The sequence below is a fragment of the Clostridioides sp. ES-S-0054-01 genome (assembly GCA_021561035.1).
In the GTDB taxonomy this organism is placed as follows: domain Bacteria; phylum Bacillota; class Clostridia; order Peptostreptococcales; family Peptostreptococcaceae; genus Clostridioides.
Map to the genome: position 1 here is coordinate 1,367,423 of CP067346.1, position 19,519 is coordinate 1,386,941.

At 27.6% G+C, this 19,519-nt stretch carries 15 protein-coding genes; 13 read left to right on the top strand and 2 right to left on the bottom strand.

Going from position 1 to position 19,519, the window contains the following annotated elements; genetic code table 11:
• The first annotated feature begins 625 nt into the window (after window positions 1–625).
• From JJC02_06640 to glpK, 6 genes are all read left to right on the top strand, one after another.
• Entirely contained in the window at window positions 626–841 is a 216-nt protein-coding gene (locus JJC02_06640) for a hypothetical protein (GenBank protein UDN55845.1), read from the top strand.
• Between the two features lie 856 nt (window positions 842–1,697).
• Window positions 1,698–2,942 (top strand): hypothetical protein, encoded by a 1,245-nt coding sequence (locus tag JJC02_06645; protein UDN55846.1) that lies wholly within the window; start codon window positions 1,698–1,700, stop codon window positions 2,940–2,942.
• A gap of 420 nt (window positions 2,943–3,362) precedes the next feature.
• A complete protein-coding gene (locus tag JJC02_06650) occupies window positions 3,363–5,453 on the top strand; it encodes a hypothetical protein (protein UDN55847.1) in 2,091 nt (696 codons plus the stop codon).
• 172 nt (window positions 5,454–5,625) lie between these two features.
• A complete protein-coding gene (locus JJC02_06655) occupies window positions 5,626–5,814 on the top strand; it encodes a helix-turn-helix domain-containing protein (protein UDN55848.1) in 189 nt (62 codons plus the stop codon).
• Window positions 5,815–5,838: 24 nt separating this feature from the next.
• A complete protein-coding gene (locus tag JJC02_06660) occupies window positions 5,839–6,999 on the top strand; it encodes a site-specific integrase (protein UDN55849.1) in 1,161 nt (386 codons plus the stop codon).
• A gap of 216 nt (window positions 7,000–7,215) precedes the next feature.
• A complete protein-coding gene (gene glpK / locus JJC02_06665; GenBank protein ID UDN55850.1) occupies window positions 7,216–8,730 on the top strand; it encodes a glycerol kinase GlpK in 1,515 nt (504 codons plus the stop codon).
• A gap of 111 nt (window positions 8,731–8,841) precedes the next feature.
• Here the strand turns inward: glpK and JJC02_06670 are convergent, their stop codons facing one another.
• Window positions 8,842–9,471 (bottom strand): GntR family transcriptional regulator, encoded by a 630-nt coding sequence (locus JJC02_06670; protein UDN55851.1) that lies wholly within the window; start codon window positions 9,469–9,471, stop codon window positions 8,842–8,844.
• Window positions 9,472–10,054: 583 nt separating this feature from the next.
• On the opposite strand from JJC02_06670, the gene JJC02_06675 reads away from it, so the two are divergent.
• Genes JJC02_06675 through JJC02_06690 form a run of 4 tightly spaced genes read left to right on the top strand, consistent with a single transcriptional unit; the run spans window position 10,055 to window position 13,826 of the window.
• Complete coding sequence (locus tag JJC02_06675) at window positions 10,055–10,846, top strand: LamB/YcsF family protein (protein ID UDN55852.1); 792 nt, start codon at window positions 10,055–10,057, stop codon at window positions 10,844–10,846.
• A 28-nt stretch (window positions 10,847–10,874) separates the two neighbouring features.
• The gene (locus JJC02_06680; protein ID UDN55853.1) at window positions 10,875–12,095 is read left to right on the top strand and encodes a divalent metal cation transporter; all 1,221 of its coding nucleotides are present in this window, start codon (window positions 10,875–10,877) and stop codon (window positions 12,093–12,095) included.
• Between the two features lie 19 nt (window positions 12,096–12,114).
• Window positions 12,115–12,810 carry a 5-oxoprolinase subunit PxpB gene (gene pxpB, locus JJC02_06685; GenBank protein UDN55854.1) on the top strand — a complete coding sequence of 232 codons (696 nt, stop codon included), beginning with the start codon at window positions 12,115–12,117 and terminating at the stop codon, window positions 12,808–12,810.
• Window positions 12,811–12,839: 29 nt separating this feature from the next.
• Complete coding sequence (locus JJC02_06690; GenBank protein UDN55855.1) at window positions 12,840–13,826, top strand: biotin-dependent carboxyltransferase; 987 nt, start codon at window positions 12,840–12,842, stop codon at window positions 13,824–13,826.
• A 284-nt stretch (window positions 13,827–14,110) separates the two neighbouring features.
• Here the strand turns inward: JJC02_06690 and JJC02_06695 are convergent, their stop codons facing one another.
• Window positions 14,111–14,677, bottom strand: coding sequence for a helix-turn-helix transcriptional regulator (locus JJC02_06695; protein UDN55856.1), 567 nt, complete (start codon window positions 14,675–14,677; stop codon window positions 14,111–14,113).
• Between the two features lie 352 nt (window positions 14,678–15,029).
• Between JJC02_06695 and JJC02_06700 the strand changes: the two genes are divergently transcribed.
• The 3 genes from JJC02_06700 to JJC02_06710 are packed head-to-tail and all read left to right on the top strand — an operon-like array spanning window position 15,030 to window position 19,411.
• Window positions 15,030–16,097, top strand: coding sequence for a dipeptide epimerase (locus JJC02_06700; protein ID UDN55857.1), 1,068 nt, complete (start codon window positions 15,030–15,032; stop codon window positions 16,095–16,097).
• A gap of 29 nt (window positions 16,098–16,126) precedes the next feature.
• Window positions 16,127–17,287: a DUF819 family protein gene (locus tag JJC02_06705; GenBank protein UDN55858.1), complete on the top strand. Its 1,161-nt coding sequence runs from the start codon at window positions 16,127–16,129 to the stop codon at window positions 17,285–17,287.
• A 12-nt stretch (window positions 17,288–17,299) separates the two neighbouring features.
• Window positions 17,300–19,411 carry a CocE/NonD family hydrolase gene (locus JJC02_06710; GenBank protein UDN55859.1) on the top strand — a complete coding sequence of 704 codons (2,112 nt, stop codon included), beginning with the start codon at window positions 17,300–17,302 and terminating at the stop codon, window positions 19,409–19,411.
• Window positions 19,412–19,519: the final 108 nt, after the last annotated feature.

A 19,519-nucleotide genomic window follows, 5' to 3' on the forward strand; every position in this document is an offset into this window, starting at 1 on the left:
ATTTAATTGCTGATAAAAAAAATTACACTAATATAGTATCTATCAATAGAGATAAGCTAGCTGATGGACTTTCTATTGTAGATTAGCAGAATCCCAAAAGATCCAATACTTCATACATAAACAGATTTTATACTTGATTCAGTTTATACTAGGATTGATATGATAATGTTAAAACAATTTATATTGTAGGAGCATATAAATGGGAAGCTGATTTTGTAGCATCACAAGCATATAGAACTCGTAAGCCAATTGTATTAATCGATGATAGTTCTACATTTAAGTTTATTAATACTAAAAACTATATAATAATTGGTAAGAATTCTGTATCTGATAAAGTTGTAAATAATTTAAAGACAAAAAGATTATCTGGATCAGAGAAATATACTACTAATAAAATAGTTATTTAAGAATTCTACGGAAAAACAGAGTCTTTACACACAGCTGATGGGTATAATTTGCTTTATCCTCCCTCTTATAGGTTATATATCTAAAAATGAATATACTGTACTGGTTGGAGATGGATGGCATAAATCTATATTCAAAGGAGCCATTAGAGTTACAATTGTATGAGATATATAAGATGATATGATATAACAATCAAAATATGCTGTAAAACCGTTGCAGGATGTCATTTACTAATGGTGAAGGAATAGAATATATTTGTAGTGGTCAAAGGGAATTGTGTGTGTTAATAGATGAAGGTGATCTTATAAACTATAATCAATACGATAAATATTCTTGTTATTATACTAATAGGAAGGTTTATATGAGAGTGACTTATATTCCAGGTGTTCCATATCCAAATGAAATGAAAGAAAGTAAAAGAATAAAAAAAGCATAACAAAAAATTTGTGAAGTTATAAAGATAAATTCTAAAGAAACATTATTTATTTTTAACGATGGTAAGGATCATGCAAGTTATGCACCTGACTCATTGTAAAGAAATTACTGTGTTTTTTATGATTGTTATCATTCAACAGGAGATTTAACTGATTACAATATATTAGTAAATAAAAAAACTTTTTAAGTTTATTCACTTTTTATACTAAATGAAATAAAAAAGCTTTAATACCATTGGTTGAGTATAATATACTTATAGACAAAAAATAGAATATTTTTAATGAAGTATAAAAAAATTTAAAAATATATATTATAGAATTGATTGTAAGTATACTACAAATAACTTATAAGTTTATTATGAATGTAAATAATTTCTTTAATTAAGTAAATACAATATATTATGTTCCAGTTCCAATAAAAAATAATTTATATTTATAGGGAAATAGTATTTTATTGTAATTAAAATGTATATGTGACTTGCAAATATGGTAAATGTTTGTGATTATGATTTAATATGAATTTTTAGAAGATTAATAACATTTTATTTGGAGCAGTCAATAGAAATATTGATTGCTCTTTTTAATTCAGATATATATGATAAAGGTATAATACAATTATTTATAGTTCTGTTAATTAGATATGATAAAAATAGCTATTAGAGAAGATAAATAAGTAAGTAGATTGAAATTTAGTTTGATTAAAAAATTGGTATTTTAATGTAAACTGTGTAATATTTTTACATAAGTACTTTTTTTATAATTATTATTTCAATAATGAAGATATTATTGAAATAATAATTATAAATATTGTAAGCCCAAATAAGTTAACAGAATGAATTCTTGTAAAGAGGTGTAATTATGGAAAGATTTAAAGATTATTTAAGAAGGATATTAAATGTAAAATTAGGTGATCAAGAATATGTAGAAATGGATACATACAGTAAAGAATATAACAAATTTATTAAAACTCTAAATTATAAAAAAATGGATCCAGCTGTTGAAAATATTTTTTTATATCTACATAACAATGGAATCACTGTATCAAAAATAGTAAAGAAACAAAAAGGTAAAATTAAATTATTGGAAGAAATGCAGATATTGTATCATAAACAGGAAGAATATTATAATAATGTACTAAAACCAAGATATATTAAAGAAGCACAGCAAAACTGCCATTCATGGTCAGATGTGGATGTAGAAATGAGGTGGAGGGAAAGTGTAAATAAATTGTTTACAGATGAAGACATGAACAGTGCGTATTTATATGATTCGTTTTTGCGAGAATTGGATTCTGAGTGGGATGAATTTAATAATTATTTGTATAAAGTTATTGAACTAGTTTTTAGTGGATTATACTCAAAGGAAAGATGGCATAAATTAAGAATTGATGAATTTATAAAGGTAGTAGAAGAAGAAAAGAATTATTATTATGAATATTTAGAAGAATATAATCAATCTGGAAAAAATCGTAAGGATTCATATTATGATGGAAAAAATGATAATCCATATAAAAATTTATACATTTATTATAGAAATGTTTTTATAAAAAATTATTACATTATTGATATGCCTATAATTACAAATAATAATTTTTTTGAACTTAAGTATTTTGATAATGTAGAGATTAAGGAAAAATATAGTTTAAAGGACATTGCAGAAACATACAAGTATATGAGTGGATCTAATGATGCAACAAAGAAAATATATAATAAAATTAAAGTACAATTTAGAGGCTTAGAGTACATAAGAAAATATAAAAAAGATGGTGTATATGTATTTAGAGATATGGCAACACCATTGGCGAATTATGTATATTATAGAAAGAAAAATCATAAAAAACCTAGTTTTTCTCAATTTTCAAAATGTGATAAAGTAATTCATTGTGTTTATGCTCCTATATTGAGAACAATGATACTTGGAGACAAAAATAAAATCAAAGCCTATATTACATTTCATGATTTCATAAGTACAGAATATAATAATATATTTTCAAAAGTTAATGAAGAGTATCAAAGAACATCTAAATCTATATTAATGAAATGTTGTATGAGAATATATTTTAGGTGTAATAATGGATTTGATGTAGATACTTGGTGTGAGTAGTGGTTAAAATTCTATGTAAAAATAATTCCGTAAAAGGGATTGTTTTTTTTGTTAATATATGTTTATACATAAATACTAGTGTAGGTACCACACAAGAAAGGAGGGTTTTATAAAAAGTTGCTCTGTATAAATAGCATTAAATTTTCATCTATTTTTATTGAAACTTTTAAATAATATAGATATATGTTAAAAGAAAGTTGATAAGAAGTTATCATAAAGTTTGAAGGTTTATTTAAAACAAATTAAGATAAAAAATTTTAAAATTATATATTATATAGTAAATAATTGTAGATATATTACAAATCATTCATAAAATCGTTATAAGTTTTTTATATACTAATTTACATTGAAATTTATAAAAAAGTGAGTTATTTGAAATATAAATTTATAAAACAATCAAAAGATAAGGGAGAGATTTAGTTGGAAAAATTTATAAATAAATACATGGAAGATAAATCAGGTTTAAAAGAAGCAATAAAAAAGATAAAGAAAGAGGATTATTCTAATGAAAATAAAGAAAATAATTTAGACTTAAAAATAACAGGAGAGGTGAATATAAATAATATTTCTAATGAATATATGGGAAATAAATCAAGTCTAAAAGAAGCAATAAAAAAGGTAAAGAAAGAGGATTATTCTAATGAAAATAAAGAAAATAATTTAGACTTAAAAATAACAGGAGAGGTGAATATAAATAATGTTTCTGATGAATATATGGGAAATAAATCAAGTCTAAAAGAAGCAATAAAAAAGGTAAAGAAAGAGGATTATTCTAATGAAAATAAAGAAAATAATTTAGACTTAAAAATAACAGAAAAGGTGAATATAAATAATGTTTCTGATGAATATATGGGAAATAAATCAAGTCTAAAAGAAGCAATAAAAAAGGTAAAGAAAGAGGATTATTCTAATGAAAATAAAGAAAATAATTTAGACTTAAAAATAACAGAAAAGGTGAATATAAATAATATTTCTGATGAATATATGGGAAATAAATCAAGTTTAAAAGAAGCAATAAAAAAGGTAAAGAAAGAAGATTATTCTAATAAAAATAAAGAAATGAATAATAATCTAATGGAATCAACATATTTGAATATGAAAATAGATAATATTCCAAAAATAGAAAGCCTTGAATTTGATAATACAAGGAAAATAAAGTTGAAAGAAGATAATATAAATAAAAATTTGAATAGTGGATCAAGTAATAAAGATTTAACTAAATTAACAGAAGAATTTATAAATATGAAACGTTTTTTTTCAATTCAAAATTCATTATATATATGGAATGAAGAATATTCGTTTTATCAATTTGTAAGTATAGAAGATGAATTATTAAAGATAAAAGAATATATTGAGCCAAGAGAAAAAAGATTAAAAATACATCCTTCAATATTAAAAGCATTGATAATTAATATTAAATCTGAACCATTATTAAATATAAAACAGGAAAAAATTAATTTCTATGATATGTTAGTTAACTTTAAAAATGGAATTTTAAACTTAAATACATTGGAATTTAAAAATCATAATTGTGAAAATGATAAAAAATTTTATTTTAATTACTGTTTAAATTGTAATTTTAAGACAAAAATTAATGATATTAGGTTTAATACTTGGAATGAATTTGTAAAAACATCTTTACAAGGAGATAGAAATAAGGAAATATTATTGTTCCAGATGATGGGTTATGTTTTAAGTGATATAAAAGGAGCAAGCAAATCTATATTTATTTTTCTAGGAGAATCTGATTCTGGAAAATCTGTATGTTTAAATTTTATACAACATATTATGTGTAGTATAAGTGGAGCCCAATTGGTATCAAATTTAAAATTGGATCAATTAGGAGAACGTTTTTTAACAGCAGAACTTTCAAAAAGTAAGATAAATATAAATGGAGAAATTGCCTCAGGATTGATAAAAAATATGAATGATATAAAAAATTGTTCAGGAAACGATTATATAACAGCTGAATTTAAAAATAGAAATCCATTTAACTTTAGATGTAATAGTAAACTTTTATATGGGGCAAATCAATTGCCACAGGTAAAAGGAGAAATAACTAATGCATTTATAAATAGATTAAAGATATTACATTTTCCTGTAAGTGTTCCTAAGGAAATACAAGATACAAATTTAGGAACAAAGCTTGTAAATGAAGCATCTGATATAGTTTCTATGAGTATGTATTATTTAAATGGATTAATATCTAATAAATATCGTTTTGTAGAAGATGAAGGTGGAGAAATTATAAAGAAAAACTATGTTCCAAATATAAATCCTATAGGAACCTTTATCAAAACTTGTTGTGTACTTGATAAATCATTGAAAGTATACTCCAGTGATCTTTATAATGCATATGTAGAATATTGTGAGTTAAACGGTATAGTATATGAAACAGATGTAGTTTTTTCAAGAAAAATAAATCAAACTTATACTCAAGTTGAAAATAAAAAGATTAGAATTGATGGAGGTTCAAGTCTTAGAGGATTTATTGGTATAGGATTAAAGTAAAGCGCCAAAAATATTAATTATTTTATACTTGGAACAGGAACAAGAATTGTTTTATATATAGTTTTAGGAATGGTAGAATAAAATATTACCTAGTAGATAGATTAGTTGATATTATGAAAAGTTAAACATTTATAAATATATATTATAAAAGTGAGTAGGAGGAAGACTTATAATGGAAAAAAGATATAAAAAAGTTATGACTGTAAAAGAATTTTGTGAGGAATATGGGATAGGACATAATAGAGCATATACAATAGTAAATTCAAAAGGCTTTCCAATGATAAAATGTGGAAGAAAGATTTTAATAATAAAATCTAAAGTTGATGAGTGGTTTTATGACCAGATAGGAAAATCTATTTGAAAATAATAAAAGGAGGTTATATAGATGGCTAAACGAGGTAATGGAGAAGGTTCTATATATAAATCAGGAAATATATGGAGAGGAGCTATAACACTTGGTAGAGATTTTAATGGTAAATTGAAAAGAAAGGTATTCTCAGGAAAAACTAAATCAGAAGTTATGAATAAAATGAAAGAATATAGAGCTAATGAGACTTTTGGATTAGTAGTTATAAATGATAAAATTACATTGCAAGAATGGATATATATTTGGATAAAAGAATATAAATTAAATGAAGTTAGATTGAGCACTATTGAGCGATATTATAGTTTATATAATAATCATATAAAGGATACAAATATAGGTAAAATAAAACTTAAAGATTTAAAAGTGACAAGCCTACAAATGTATTACAATGATATATTAAAAAATAAAAATGTAAGCCCTAGTACTATAAAATATGTTAATAAGATATTAAAACAAGCTTTAGATCAAGCTGAAAAAGAAAGATATATATTAAGTAATCCTTGTAAGTATGTAATACTTCCAAAAGTTGAAGAGAGAAAAGAAGTTCCTGTATTTTCATTAGAGGAACAAACTATATTTTTAAATTCTTTGGAAAGTAATAGATTGAAATTATTATATAAGTTGGCTTTAGGTACTGGTCTAAGAATGGGAGAATTATTAGCATTAAGATGGTCAGATATTGATATGAAAGTCAGTTTAGTAAGTGTGTCTAAGACATTAAAAAGAGTTAGAAAATTTGAAACAACAGATAGTATAAAAAGTTTTATTTCAGAAGGAAAACCAAAAACAAAAACAAGTTTTAGAACTGTTCCAATTCCTTCAAAATTATTAAAAGATATTAAGGAACATAAAAAGTTTCAGCTAGAGGAAAAGTTAAAGGCAGGTGAATTATATGAAGATAATGATTTTGTGTTTGCTACAAAACTTGGTAATTCCATAGAGCCAAGAAACTTAGTTAGAAACTATACAAAATCATTAGAGAAAGCAAACATAGAATACAGAAAATTTCATGCATTAAGACATACTTATGCAACAAGGCTATTTGAAAATGGGGTACAAATAAAAATAATTCAAGTATTATTAGGTCATAGCAGTATGAAAATAACTTCTGATACATATACACATGTTCTTCCAGATGAAAAAAATAATGCAGTTGAAGTTTTAAATGGATGTATTTAAGTAAACATTCTATAAAATAAAATATAGAATTATTAGCTAATAATTCTAATAAAAAATTCTAGTAGATACAATATTTATGTGTTAAATTTAAATTAGAAAAGATATAAATTCGTATGTTGCTTCTTTTGTTGCTACACTTGATTATAAAAACACTAGAAAATAAAAAATAAAAATATTGAAGTTGAGTATTTAGAATACATTCAAGGAGATGAAGATATGGAAAAGAAGTATGTAATGGCACTAGACCAAGGAACAACTAGTTCAAGAGCTATACTATTTAATAAAAAAGGAGAAATAGTAAAAATTGCACAAAAAGAATTCAATCAAATTTATCCAAAAGCTGGATGGGTAGAGCATGACCCTATGGAAATATGGGGTTCACAAAGTGGGGTAATGAGAGAAGTTATAGAAACAGCAGGCATAAGGCCAGAAGAAATTGCTTCAATAGGAATAACTAACCAAAGAGAGACTACGGTTGTTTGGAGTAGGTATACTGGCAAACCAATTTATAATGCAATAGTATGGCAATGTAGGAGAACATCAGAAATATGTGATGAACTTAAAAATAAAGGATTGGAAGAATCAATAAAAGAAAAAACAGGTCTTTTAATAGATGCATACTTTTCAGCAACAAAAGTAAAATGGATATTAGACAATGTAGAAGGGGCTAGAGAAAAAGCTGAACAAGGTGAACTATTATTTGGAACTATAGATACATGGTTAATATGGAATTTAACACGTGGAAAAGTACATGTAACAGATTACTCAAATGCATCTAGAACAATGATGTACAATATAAATGCTTTAGAATGGGATAAAGATATACTACGAGAATTGGATATACCAATAAGCATGTTGCCATTAGTAAAACCTTCTAGCTATGTCTATGGTCATACAGATGAACGTATGTTATCAGGAGCTAAAATACCTATTGCTGGATGTGCTGGAGACCAACAAGCAGCATTATTTGGTCAAAATTGTGTTGAAGAAGGAACTGCAAAAAATACTTATGGAACAGGTTGTTTCTTACTTATGAATACAGGCAGTAACATAGTTAAATCTAAGCATGGTTTACTTACAACAATTGCTTGGGGTGTCGATGGAAAAGTAACATATGCATTAGAAGGAAGTATATTTATTGGAGGAGCGTCTATTCAATGGCTTAGAGATGAATTAAAGATAATTGAATCTGCAAAAGATAGTGAAATGTATGCAAATAGGGTAGAGGATACTAATGGTGTATATGTAGTGCCAGCATTCACAGGTCTTGGAGCTCCATATTGGGATATGTATGCTAGAGGGTCAATCTTAGGTCTTACAAGAGGGGCAAAAAAAGAACATATAGTAAGAGCTACATTGGAGTCAATTGCTTATCAGACAAAGGATGTTTTAGAAGCAATGCAAAATGATTCAAAATTAAAACTAAAGTCATTAAAAGTTGATGGTGGAGCAAGTAATAATAATTTCTTAATGCAATTTCAGTCAGATATATTAAATGTAGATATAGATAGACCAAAGATAGTAGAAACTACAGCTTTAGGAGCTGCTTATTTAGCAGGATTATCTGTTGGATTCTATATTGGAAGAAATGAAATTACGTCAAAGTGGTCAGTAGAAAAAGAGTTTAATCCAAATATGAGTGAAGAGAAGAGATGTAAGTTATATAAAGGTTGGAAAAAAGCTGTATCAAGAGCTTTAAACTGGGAAAAAGAAGATGAATTGGATGTTTAAAAATTAATCAAAGGCAAATTTATTTGACTTTAAAAAGAGCTTTATGTAAAATATGAAGCTCTTTTTTTATTATTAATTCTACATTTTGTACAATCATACTAAACCGTATACTTATTTTTCATTTTCATATAAAAACATTGGTATAGAGTTGTAAATGTGTTGGTCACCAACAACTAAGAGAATATCCCCTTCTAAAAATTCAATATACGGTCCAGGAGATATTATAAGTTCTTCACCTCTTTTAATTGCAACTATTGTAGCACCTGTATTTTGCCAAAATTTAGTTTGTGCAGCTGTTTGACCAATATATTTGCAATTAGAGTTTATGGTGAACTGAACGGGCACTAAAGGATTGATTATTTCAAGTCTGTTAGAATAGTCTAAAATTTTATTTATAGTATCTAATATTTCATTTTCTAAATTAGATTTAGTATCTATTAAATTATAAAGTGTTGATTTATATGATGATATATTTGTAATATCCCTATATTTTTTTATAAAAGAAGAAGCTTTGTCTGGAGATAGTACAATAACACCTTTACCCTTTATGCTTTTAACAACGCCAATGTCCTCTAAAATTTTTACAGCTCTTCTTATCGTTTCTGGAGATACATTGTATTTACCAGCCAAAACAGAGCGTCCAAATAATACTGAATCCTCTTGTATTTCACCCGTGTATATTTTATTTGCAATATCCAACGCTATTTTTTGGTATATTGGCATCGTATAGTTTTTATCCATTGTTTTTCCCCCAATACAAAATTTATGTTAAAAAATATATAATCTTAACAATACTATTGTATAATTTATAGGTTTATATGTCTATAATATGTACAAATATTGTGCATGTTTTAAAATAATACTTTAACATGCATTTATTATACATGATTTTATTATGATTAAAACTATATACGAATTACTTATAAAAATATAAAAATATTTTACTTACAAAGAATGATAATTATATAGATGAAACAAACAAATGAATGAAGAAAAATGATTCTGTCTTGCATATAAAGTGATTAAAAATGAAAAAAACTTTAAAAATGAAGGTTAAGACCCTTGTTTTAAATAAAAATAATTAATTATTAACTAACAAATGGTAAAACATTTTTTGAAAAAGAAATACAAATGAATGGTTGATTAAAATAATTGCAAAAATATTCCTTAAATGGTAAAATTATATTAATTAAATGCAATAGAATAGTTGTGAAAATAAAATTGAATACAAGTAATAAAATATTTCATGCAATATATAAAATAAACAAAATTTAAAAATTAAAACTACTTATTCTATCAAAATGTTAGCAAGGGGGGTCATAAATTGTATAAAGTAGATTTAAATAGTGATTTAGGAGAAAGTTTTGGAATGTATAAGATTGGTTTAGATGAAGAAGTATTAAAATATATTTCATCAGCTAATATAGCTTGTGGATTTCATGCAGGGGATCCTAGTTATATGAATAAAACAGTAAAACTCGCCAAAGAAAATGGAGTGAAAATAGGAGCACATCCAGGTTTTCTAGATTTAATAGGATTTGGAAGACGTGAGATGAAAATAACAAAGCAAGAAGCTAAAGATTATACAAAATACCAATTAGGCGCTTTAATGGCATTTGCAAATTCAAATGGATGTAACATACAACATGTAAAACCACATGGAGCCTTATACAATATGGCGGCCAGAGATAAAGATTTGGCTATGGGGATTTGTGAAGCTATATATGAAGTTAATAAAGATATCATATTGTTAGGTCTATATAATAGTGAAATGATAAATTCGGCTAAAGAGATTGGGCTTAGATTTGCAAATGAAGTGTTTGCAGATAGAGCTTATGATAATAATGGTTTTTTGGTTCCAAGAAGTGTAGAAGGAGCAGTTATACATGATACAAAATGTGCAATAGATAGAGTTGTTAAGATGGTAAAAGAAGGAACTGTAGAGACTTTAACAGGTGAAGTTATATATATCAAAGCAGATTCTATATGTGTACATGGAGATAATCCAAAAGCAATAGAGTTTGTTAAAGAAATAAGAAAGCGTTTTAAATTAGAAAATATAGAAGTTTGTCCATTAGAAAATATGGAAGTTTATTCATCAGAGAACATAGTATAAGGCTGATAACATGAGGGGGAAATAAAATATGAGTACAAAAGATATTACAGATAAAGCTAAAAATAAAAAAGATGTTGGAGCACTTATAGGGGCTGCGTTTATAATGGCAACATCAGCAATTGGACCAGGATTTTTAACTCAGACAGCACAATTTACTCAAGATTTTGGGCCGAGTTTTTCATTTGTAATCTTAATTACAACAATTCTTTTTGTTGGGGCTCAAGTAAATGTATGGAGAGTAATTGGTGTATCAGGTCTTAGAGGTCAAGATATAGCAAATAAGATAGTGCCTGGACTAGGTTATTTAGTAGCTTTTCTAGTGGCTCTTGGAGGCTTAGCTTTTAACATAGGAAATGTTGGTGGAGCTGCACTTGGTATGAATGTAATGTTTAATATGAATATGACATTGGGAACTATATTAAGTGGATTAATAGCAATATTTGTATTTATGTCAAAAAATTCAAATTCTCTAGTAGATAAGATAACTAAGTTTTTAGCATTAGGAATGATAATTATAGTTGGGTATGTGGCAATATCAAATCATCCTCCTGTTAGTGAAGCAGTTTTTAAAATGGTAAAACCAGAAAACCCAAAAGGATTGATATTCCCAATAATAACTCTACTTGGAGGAAGCGTTGGAGGTTATATAACTTTTGCTGGAGGACATAGATTAATAGATGGTGGAATAACAGGTAAAGAAAATATAAAAGAAATAACTAAATCTTCTCTTTTAGGTATATTAGTTGCAACAATGATGAGAGTTCTTTTATTTTTAGCAATATTAGCAGTAGTTTCAAAGGGTCTTCAACTTGACCCAGAAAATCCAGCTGCTTCAGCATTTAAATTTAGTGCAGGAGCAATAGGATATAAATTCTTTGGTCTTGTATTATGGTCTGCTGCAATTACATCAGTTATAGGAGCTGCTTATACATCAGTTTCTTTCTTAAAGACGCTAAATTCTTTTATAGATAAGTATGAAAAATATTTCATAATAGCATTTATAGCAATATCAACACTTATAATGGCATTTGTAGGAAAACCAGCTACTTTATTAATTTTAGCAGGAGCTTTAAATGGATTGATACTTCCAATCACATTAGGAATTATGCTTATAGCATCTAAAAGAAAAGATATTGTTGGAGATTACAAACATCCTACATGGCTTTTAATATTTGGATTGATAGTAGTTTTAATATCTGCCTATACAGGAATAACTTCCCTTAGTAGTTTAGCTACTTTGTTTGCTTAGTCTAAAAGAGGTGACATTTATGGAAACTAGATACTTGCTATCAGGAGATAAGGCAGTGGTTGCTGAATTTGGAAATGAGATATCAGAAGATGTAAATAAAAAAGTAATTTCATTTATGAGAGCAATAGAAATATCAAGTCTTAAAGGGATTGTAACAGAGATGGTTCCAACATATAGGTCACTTATGATAAGTTATAATCCATTAAAAATAGATTTTGATAGTTTGATTGAGAGTCTGAAAAAAATAGAAGATAATTTGGAAAGTATAGTGTTACCAAAACCTAAAATACATGAGATTCCAGTATGTTATGACGAGGTTTTTGGTATAGATATTAAAAATGTTGCGAGTCACAATAATCTCACTGTAGATGAGGTTATAAAAATACACACAAGTAGAGAGTACTTAATATATATGTTAGGGTTTACTCCTGGATTTCCATATCTAGGGGGTATGGATGAAAGAATAGCTACACCTAGATTAGAGGTACCAAGAACCAAAATTTATGCTGGGAGTGTTGGAATAGCAGGTTCTCAGACTGGTGTATATCCTATCGATAGTCCTGGTGGATGGCAAATAATTGGTAGGACACCTTTAAAGTTATATGATGAAAATAGAGAAGAACAGATTTTACTTAGAGCTGGAGACTTTATAAAATTTGTTCCAATAACATTAGATGAATTTATAGAAATCGAAAAAAATTACTTAAGTATTTAAATATTGTTATAGTACAAGGAGTGGTATATATGGGGTTCAAAGTTGAATTGGGAGGTTTCCAAACATTAATACAAGATAGAGGTAGAGTTGGATACGGGCAATATGGTGTATCTGGATGTGGAGCAATGGATGAGTATGCACATAGAGTAGGAAATATATTAGTTGGGAATTCTGAAGATGAAGCTTCCTTAGAAGTTTTAATGTTAGGTCCTACAATTACATTTGATGAATATACACAAATAGCAGTAACTGGGGGAGACTTAGGAGCTAGAATAAATGGAAAAGAAATTCAAAACTGGAGGTCATATCAAATAAATCCAGGTGATGTATTATCATTTAGAGGTGTAAAATCAGGTGCTAGAGCATATGTATCAATAGCTGGTGGAATAGACGTCCCACTTGCAATGGGAAGTAAGTCAACTTATACAAGAGCTAAGATTGGTGGATTTGAAGGTAGAGCACTTAAAAAAGGTGATTATATAAATACTTTCATTCAGGAAAAAGATTTTACAATAAATAAAAAATTAAATTCAAAATATATTCCGAATTATAGTTCAGAAATGGTATTAAGAATTGTAAAAGGACCTCAATATGATGCCTTTTCTAAAGATGAAGTAGAAAAATTTTTATCAAATGAATACAAAGTTACAAATGAAATAGATAGAATGGGTTGTAGACTAGATGGAGAGAGTATAAAGCACCTTAATGGAGCGGACATTATATCTGATGGTATTTCTTACGGAGCTATACAAGTACCTGGACATGGAAAACCTATTATAATGTTATCAGATAGACAGACTAGTGGTGGTTATACTAAGATAGGAAATGTTATAAGTGTAGATTTGTATAAGTTGGCACAAGCAAAACCAAATGATGTAGTAAAATTTGAATTTGTAGATATATATGAAGCACATAGATTGCTGAGAGAACAAGAAGAAAAGATTCAAGATATTTATAAGAGTATGAAGAATATAAGGATTGTCAAAGCAAAAGTATTAAGCGATATAGCAGTTTAATTTAATCTTAATAAACATAATATTTATTAGAATTTAAAATATAACTTACAAATAGCTATTTCCTATTTACCATGATTAAGATGGTTTAGATTGGTTAAATAGCTATTTTTTAGTTAGACTAACTGCTTGCAAACTGGAAGTCGTTAATTCGTGGTACGCTTAATACCTTATAAAGTTTTTACAAAATAAATACCTTAAATCTAAATAAATACCTCAATTTGGAAATAAAAGTTATATGGAAATCTTTTGTAATATCTATAAAAAGTAGATATGTTATATCGAGTTTATTTAGATTTTATTGGCCAAATTGGAGGCGATATAACGCCATATCCACGAGCTATTGTATCTTTGCTTGGATTGATGATTTTATGTGGTACATTAGCTTTTATAAATGTTGAGTCACCTGGATTTAATCTCACTACCTTTTCACCCATACAAATATCAACCATACCACTTGTTACTACCATGATTTCCTCTGATACATGATAGATATAATTTTTAGTATCTTCACTTTCTGGTTTAAGTTCAAATTCTACAAATAAAATAGAAGGTGTAAACTCAGATGTAGGCATTGGAGATAATATTTCGTAAAACATTTCACTCTTTGGAAATTTCATCATAACTCTGTCTTCTTTTCTAATGACTAAATCATCAGTATTGTTATCATCCATAAACATATATAAAGGAGTGTCTAAAACTTCAGCGATTTTTCTCAATGAAGACAAGGATGGTTCAATAGCATCTCTTTCTATTTGAGAGATATAACTTATAGATAAATCAGTTAGTTTGGAAACATCACTTAATGTTTTTTTCTTGCTTTTTCTTATATTTCTCATCTTTTCACCTAGCATAAGAACCTCCAAATAATAAAATTAATATAAAATATTCGCTTAAAACAAAGTAATTATAGCATAACATAGAAGTAGTAGCAATAAGAATACATGGTAGATTTGGAGAATTAAAAATTAATTAAAAGTAAATGCAAATCTATGAAAATGAATTATTGCTGAACTAATATAAAGAAAATGATAATAAAAAAGAATTTAATGGAGGAGTACTAATTGAAGTAATATTATTAGAGTAGATTTTAGAAAAGAATAAATTTTCAGTAAATTACCTTGACATAAATATTGAAGTAATAATATAATTTTAAGTATAAAATTTAAAAAATTAAATTATAACTTTAAAAATGAGGAGGATTATATGAAGATAACAGACATCAAATTTGAAAAACTGAGAATTAAATTAAAAAAACCAGTAGTAGTTTCATTTGGAGTAATTGAATATGGAGAAAGTATAATTTTAAAAATTGAAACTGATGAAGGATACTATGGATTTGGTGAAGCTGCTCCTCTGGCAGCAGTCACAGGTGAAGTTTTGGATAATGTACTTTCAGTATTACTTATGTTTAAAAAAGAACTAATAGGGAAAGACCCGCTGGATATTGAAATGATACATACAATCATGGATGGAATTATCATAGGTAATACTTCTGCAAAAGCAGCTATTGATATAGCTTTATACGATATTAAAGGCAAGATTATGAATGTGCCTGTTTATAAGGTTCTTGGAGGTTTTGATAATAAAGTTCAAACAGATATTACTATAAGTATAGATAAACCAGAAAAAATGGCAAGAGAAGCTTTAGAAAGAGTTAAAGAAGGCTTTAGGATATTGAAACTTAAAGCAGGAATAAATCCTGAAGACGATATTGAGGCTGTAAAGTTAATTAGAGAGGCTGTTGGAGATAGTATAAGGATTAGAATTGATGCAAATCAAGGATGGAACGTAAATAGCAGTATAAATACTATCAAAAAATTAGAAGAATTTGATGTTGATGCAATTGAACAAGCACTTCCACATTGGGACTTAGATGGAACTGCTTACATAAGAAATAAGAGTAACACAAAGATTATGATAGATGAATCATTACATTCACCAGTAGATGCAATTAAAGCTATAAAAAAGAATGCAGTTGATACATTTAATATTAAGCTGATGAAATCAGGGGGAATATATCCTGCTATAAAAATCAACAACATAGCTGAGGCAAGCGGAGTAAATTGTATGTTAGGATGTATGCTAGAAACGAGAATTGGTATAACGGCAGCAGCAAATTTAATAGCATCTAAAAAGAACATAACAGAAGCTGACCTTGATAGTTTTATGTTTTGTGAAGAATCAAAAAGTATATCTGGAGGATTTGTAATGGATAGAGATATTATGAATCTTGTCAATAAACCAGGTTTAGGAATAGAAGTTAACTTATGATAAAATAAGGATAAAATTGGAGGTTAAATATGAATACACTTTTTTCAAATCCAGGTAGCATACTTGCTGTAATGACATCAATGATTGCATTGGGTTTTTACTTACAAAGATACAAAGCCATTAAAAGCTTAGGACCAGCACTTACAATAATCATAATGGGAATAATACTTTCAAACTTAAAGGTAGTTCCAGTAAGTACTGAGTTATATGGAACTATTTCTACATATGCTATTCCGGTTTCTATGACTATAATGTTGATGAGTGTTGATTTAAAAGAAATGACGAAGTTATCAAGAGAACCTTTGATTGCAATTTTTGTAGCAGTATTAACAGTAAGTATTATGGCGTTTTTATTTGGACTTGTATTTGCAGAAAAAATATCAGAAGGATGGAAAGTTGCTGGAATGTTTGTAGGTACATACACTGGAGGTAGTGCTAATCTTACAGCCATTGGAACAGGTCTTAATGTAAGTAGGCAGACTCTTGCTGCTGCAAATGCAGCAGATTATGTAATTGGAGTACCGACATTGATATTTATGTTTGCTCTACCTGCTATGCTAAAAAACTCAAAGAAGTTTAAAAAACTTTGGCCATATCATGTAGAAGAATCGGAATTAGAGGATTGTCAAAATGAAGAATTTATGGAGTCAAAAGAGTGGAGTATTAAAGATATCGCTTGGATGTTGGCTATAGGTTTTGTTGTTACCGAGGTTGCAACAATACTTGCTGGATATTTTAATTCAAGTTTTAGCAGTGCAGCAAGAATTCTTTTAGTTACAACAATTTCAATTATAATTGCTCAATTAAAGCCAGTAAAGAAATTAAAGGGAAATTTAGATTTAGGGTTATTTGTTGCATTATTCTTTTTATGTACTATAGGTTTTTCGGTAGATATAAAAGAGTTTTTAGGCTCAACTTTTACCATAACACTTTACTGCTTTAGCATAATTTTTGCTTCATTTGTTTTCCATTTATGTATAACTAGACTTTTAAAGATAAAGTATCAATATGTAATACTATCTATAGTAGGAGCAATTGCTGATGGTCCTACTTCAGCTTTAGTAGCTGCTTCTGCAAAGTGGAATTCACTTGTAAGTGTAGCAGTCGTCATGGGAGTAATTGGTGGAGTATTAGGAAATTATGCAGGTATATCAGTGGCATATGCAATAAAGATGTCTCTGGGATTATAGGGGGGAGTTTAATTGGTAAAGTTTAAATTATATATATCTGGGTTATATAGTGGAAATGTAATATTTGATGATGATTTATTAATTGAAAAGTTGAATCCTTTTACAAATAAAATAGAAAGCTTAAAACCAATAAGCAGAGAAGAAAATACATACTATTTAAATCTTACAAAAATAGATTTAAAGTCTTTATTTGATAATTTTGATGCATATACTAAAAGTTTAGTAAATTCAGATAAAGACATAGTTACAAATAAATTAGGAGAAAAGCACTCTAAGCTTAATGAATACATATGGGTTCAAAGAAATAAAAAGTTTCCACTAGATATAATTATTGTAGATAATAAAATAGTCGGTTTTATCTGTTTGTCTAGAGAAACTTGTACCATATTAATTATGGATGGATATGAAGAGTATACTGTATTAAAAGAATGGAAGAAAACTCATAGAAATGAAGAGATATATTCTATAAAATTTGATGGAAATTATATGATTGATATGAAAGATGGAATAAAACTTTCTACAGATGTATATCTTCCTAATTTTATAGATTCTACTAAAAAAGCACCAACAATTCTTATGAGGACTCCATATGGAAAAGAAAATGATAAAGAAATATATTATAAATATGTACAAAGAGGATATGCTGTTGTAATACAGGATGTTAGAGGAAGAAATGAATCAGAAGGTAAGTGGGAACCTATGATTCATGAAAGAGAAGATGGAGATAGTACTATAAACTGGATAGTATCACAGAAATGGTCAAATGGAGTAGTTGGAATGCTTGGAGCGTCATATCTTGGTTATGTTCAATGGGCAGCTGCATCTTCAGGTAATAAGCATCTTAAAGCTTTGGTTAGTATAGTAACATCAGGAAGCCCTTTTGTTGATATACCAAGAAAAGGAGGAGCTTTTGTATCTGGTATGCTTGCATGGGCATTTATGGTATCAAAAAATAAAGTTGATAGAAGTAAAATGGTAAGAGATGATTGGGATGATGTTTTAAACATACGACCAATAGAGAATATACCTGTTGAAGCGCTTGGATATAGAATTGAGTTTCTGGAAGAATGGCTAAAAAGAGTAGAAAAAGATGAGTATTGGGATATGATGGATTGGCACTTACAAAAAGATAAAATAAATGTACCTGCATTGGTTATATCTGGGTGGTATGATGATAATGGTATGGGAACTACAGAGGCCTTAGATGTTATAAAGGATTATAAAAAAGGAAAGAGAAAGGCTATTTTAGGTCCGTGGATGCATAATTCAAATACTTTAAGAGATATAAATGGTATTTCTTTGGGAAATAGTTCGCTAAGATATGATTTAGATTATAATTATCTATTATGGTTTGATAAATACTTAAAAGGCATAGAAAATAACATAGATACGACTGCTCCAATAGAGTATTACTCTGTAGGTTCTAACAAGTGGAAGACAGAAGAAAATTGGCCGATAACAAACAAGATAGATAAGAGTATGTATTTAATAAGTGATGGAAATGCTAACACATCTTTGGGAAATGGGAGATTAATATTTGATAAGGGTTTAGAAGAAAAGTGTGATAGTTATATATATAATCCAAAAGACCCATCAATACAGCTAATTGATATGTCAGAAAATGAAGTTGGAGTTCCAAATAACTACAAGGATTTAGAAAAAAGAAGTGACATGTTGTGTTATACATCAGATGCTTTTAGTGAAGAATTCACTATAACAGGTGATATAAAGTTAGAGTTTTTTGCATCAAGTTCTGCTAGAGATACTGACTGGGTTATAAAAATTATGGATGTAGATTTAGATGGAAATTCAATTAAATTAGCTGATGGTATACTTAGTGCTAGATTTAGAAATGGTTTTTATAAGTCAGAGCTTATGGAAGAAGGAGAGATTTATAAGTTTACAATTATAACCTCAAAAATATCAAATACATTTAAAGCTGGTCATAAAATTAGGCTAGATATAACATCTAGTGCTAAAAATTTTATTTTCCAAAATAGTAACACAATAGAGGGGTATAATAGTATTGAGTATATAGAAGCAAAGAATACAATTTACCATGGAGGTAAATATCCATCTAAATTGATATTGCCAATAGAGAATAAGCAAGTTTGTATAGATTAAATAGTAAGGAGGCTATCTCAAAATAGAGATAAGTCTCTTTTTCATTGGTGAAATGATGAAAATATATTTGATTTCATACAAAAAAGAGTGCCTCATGAACTAAAAAGT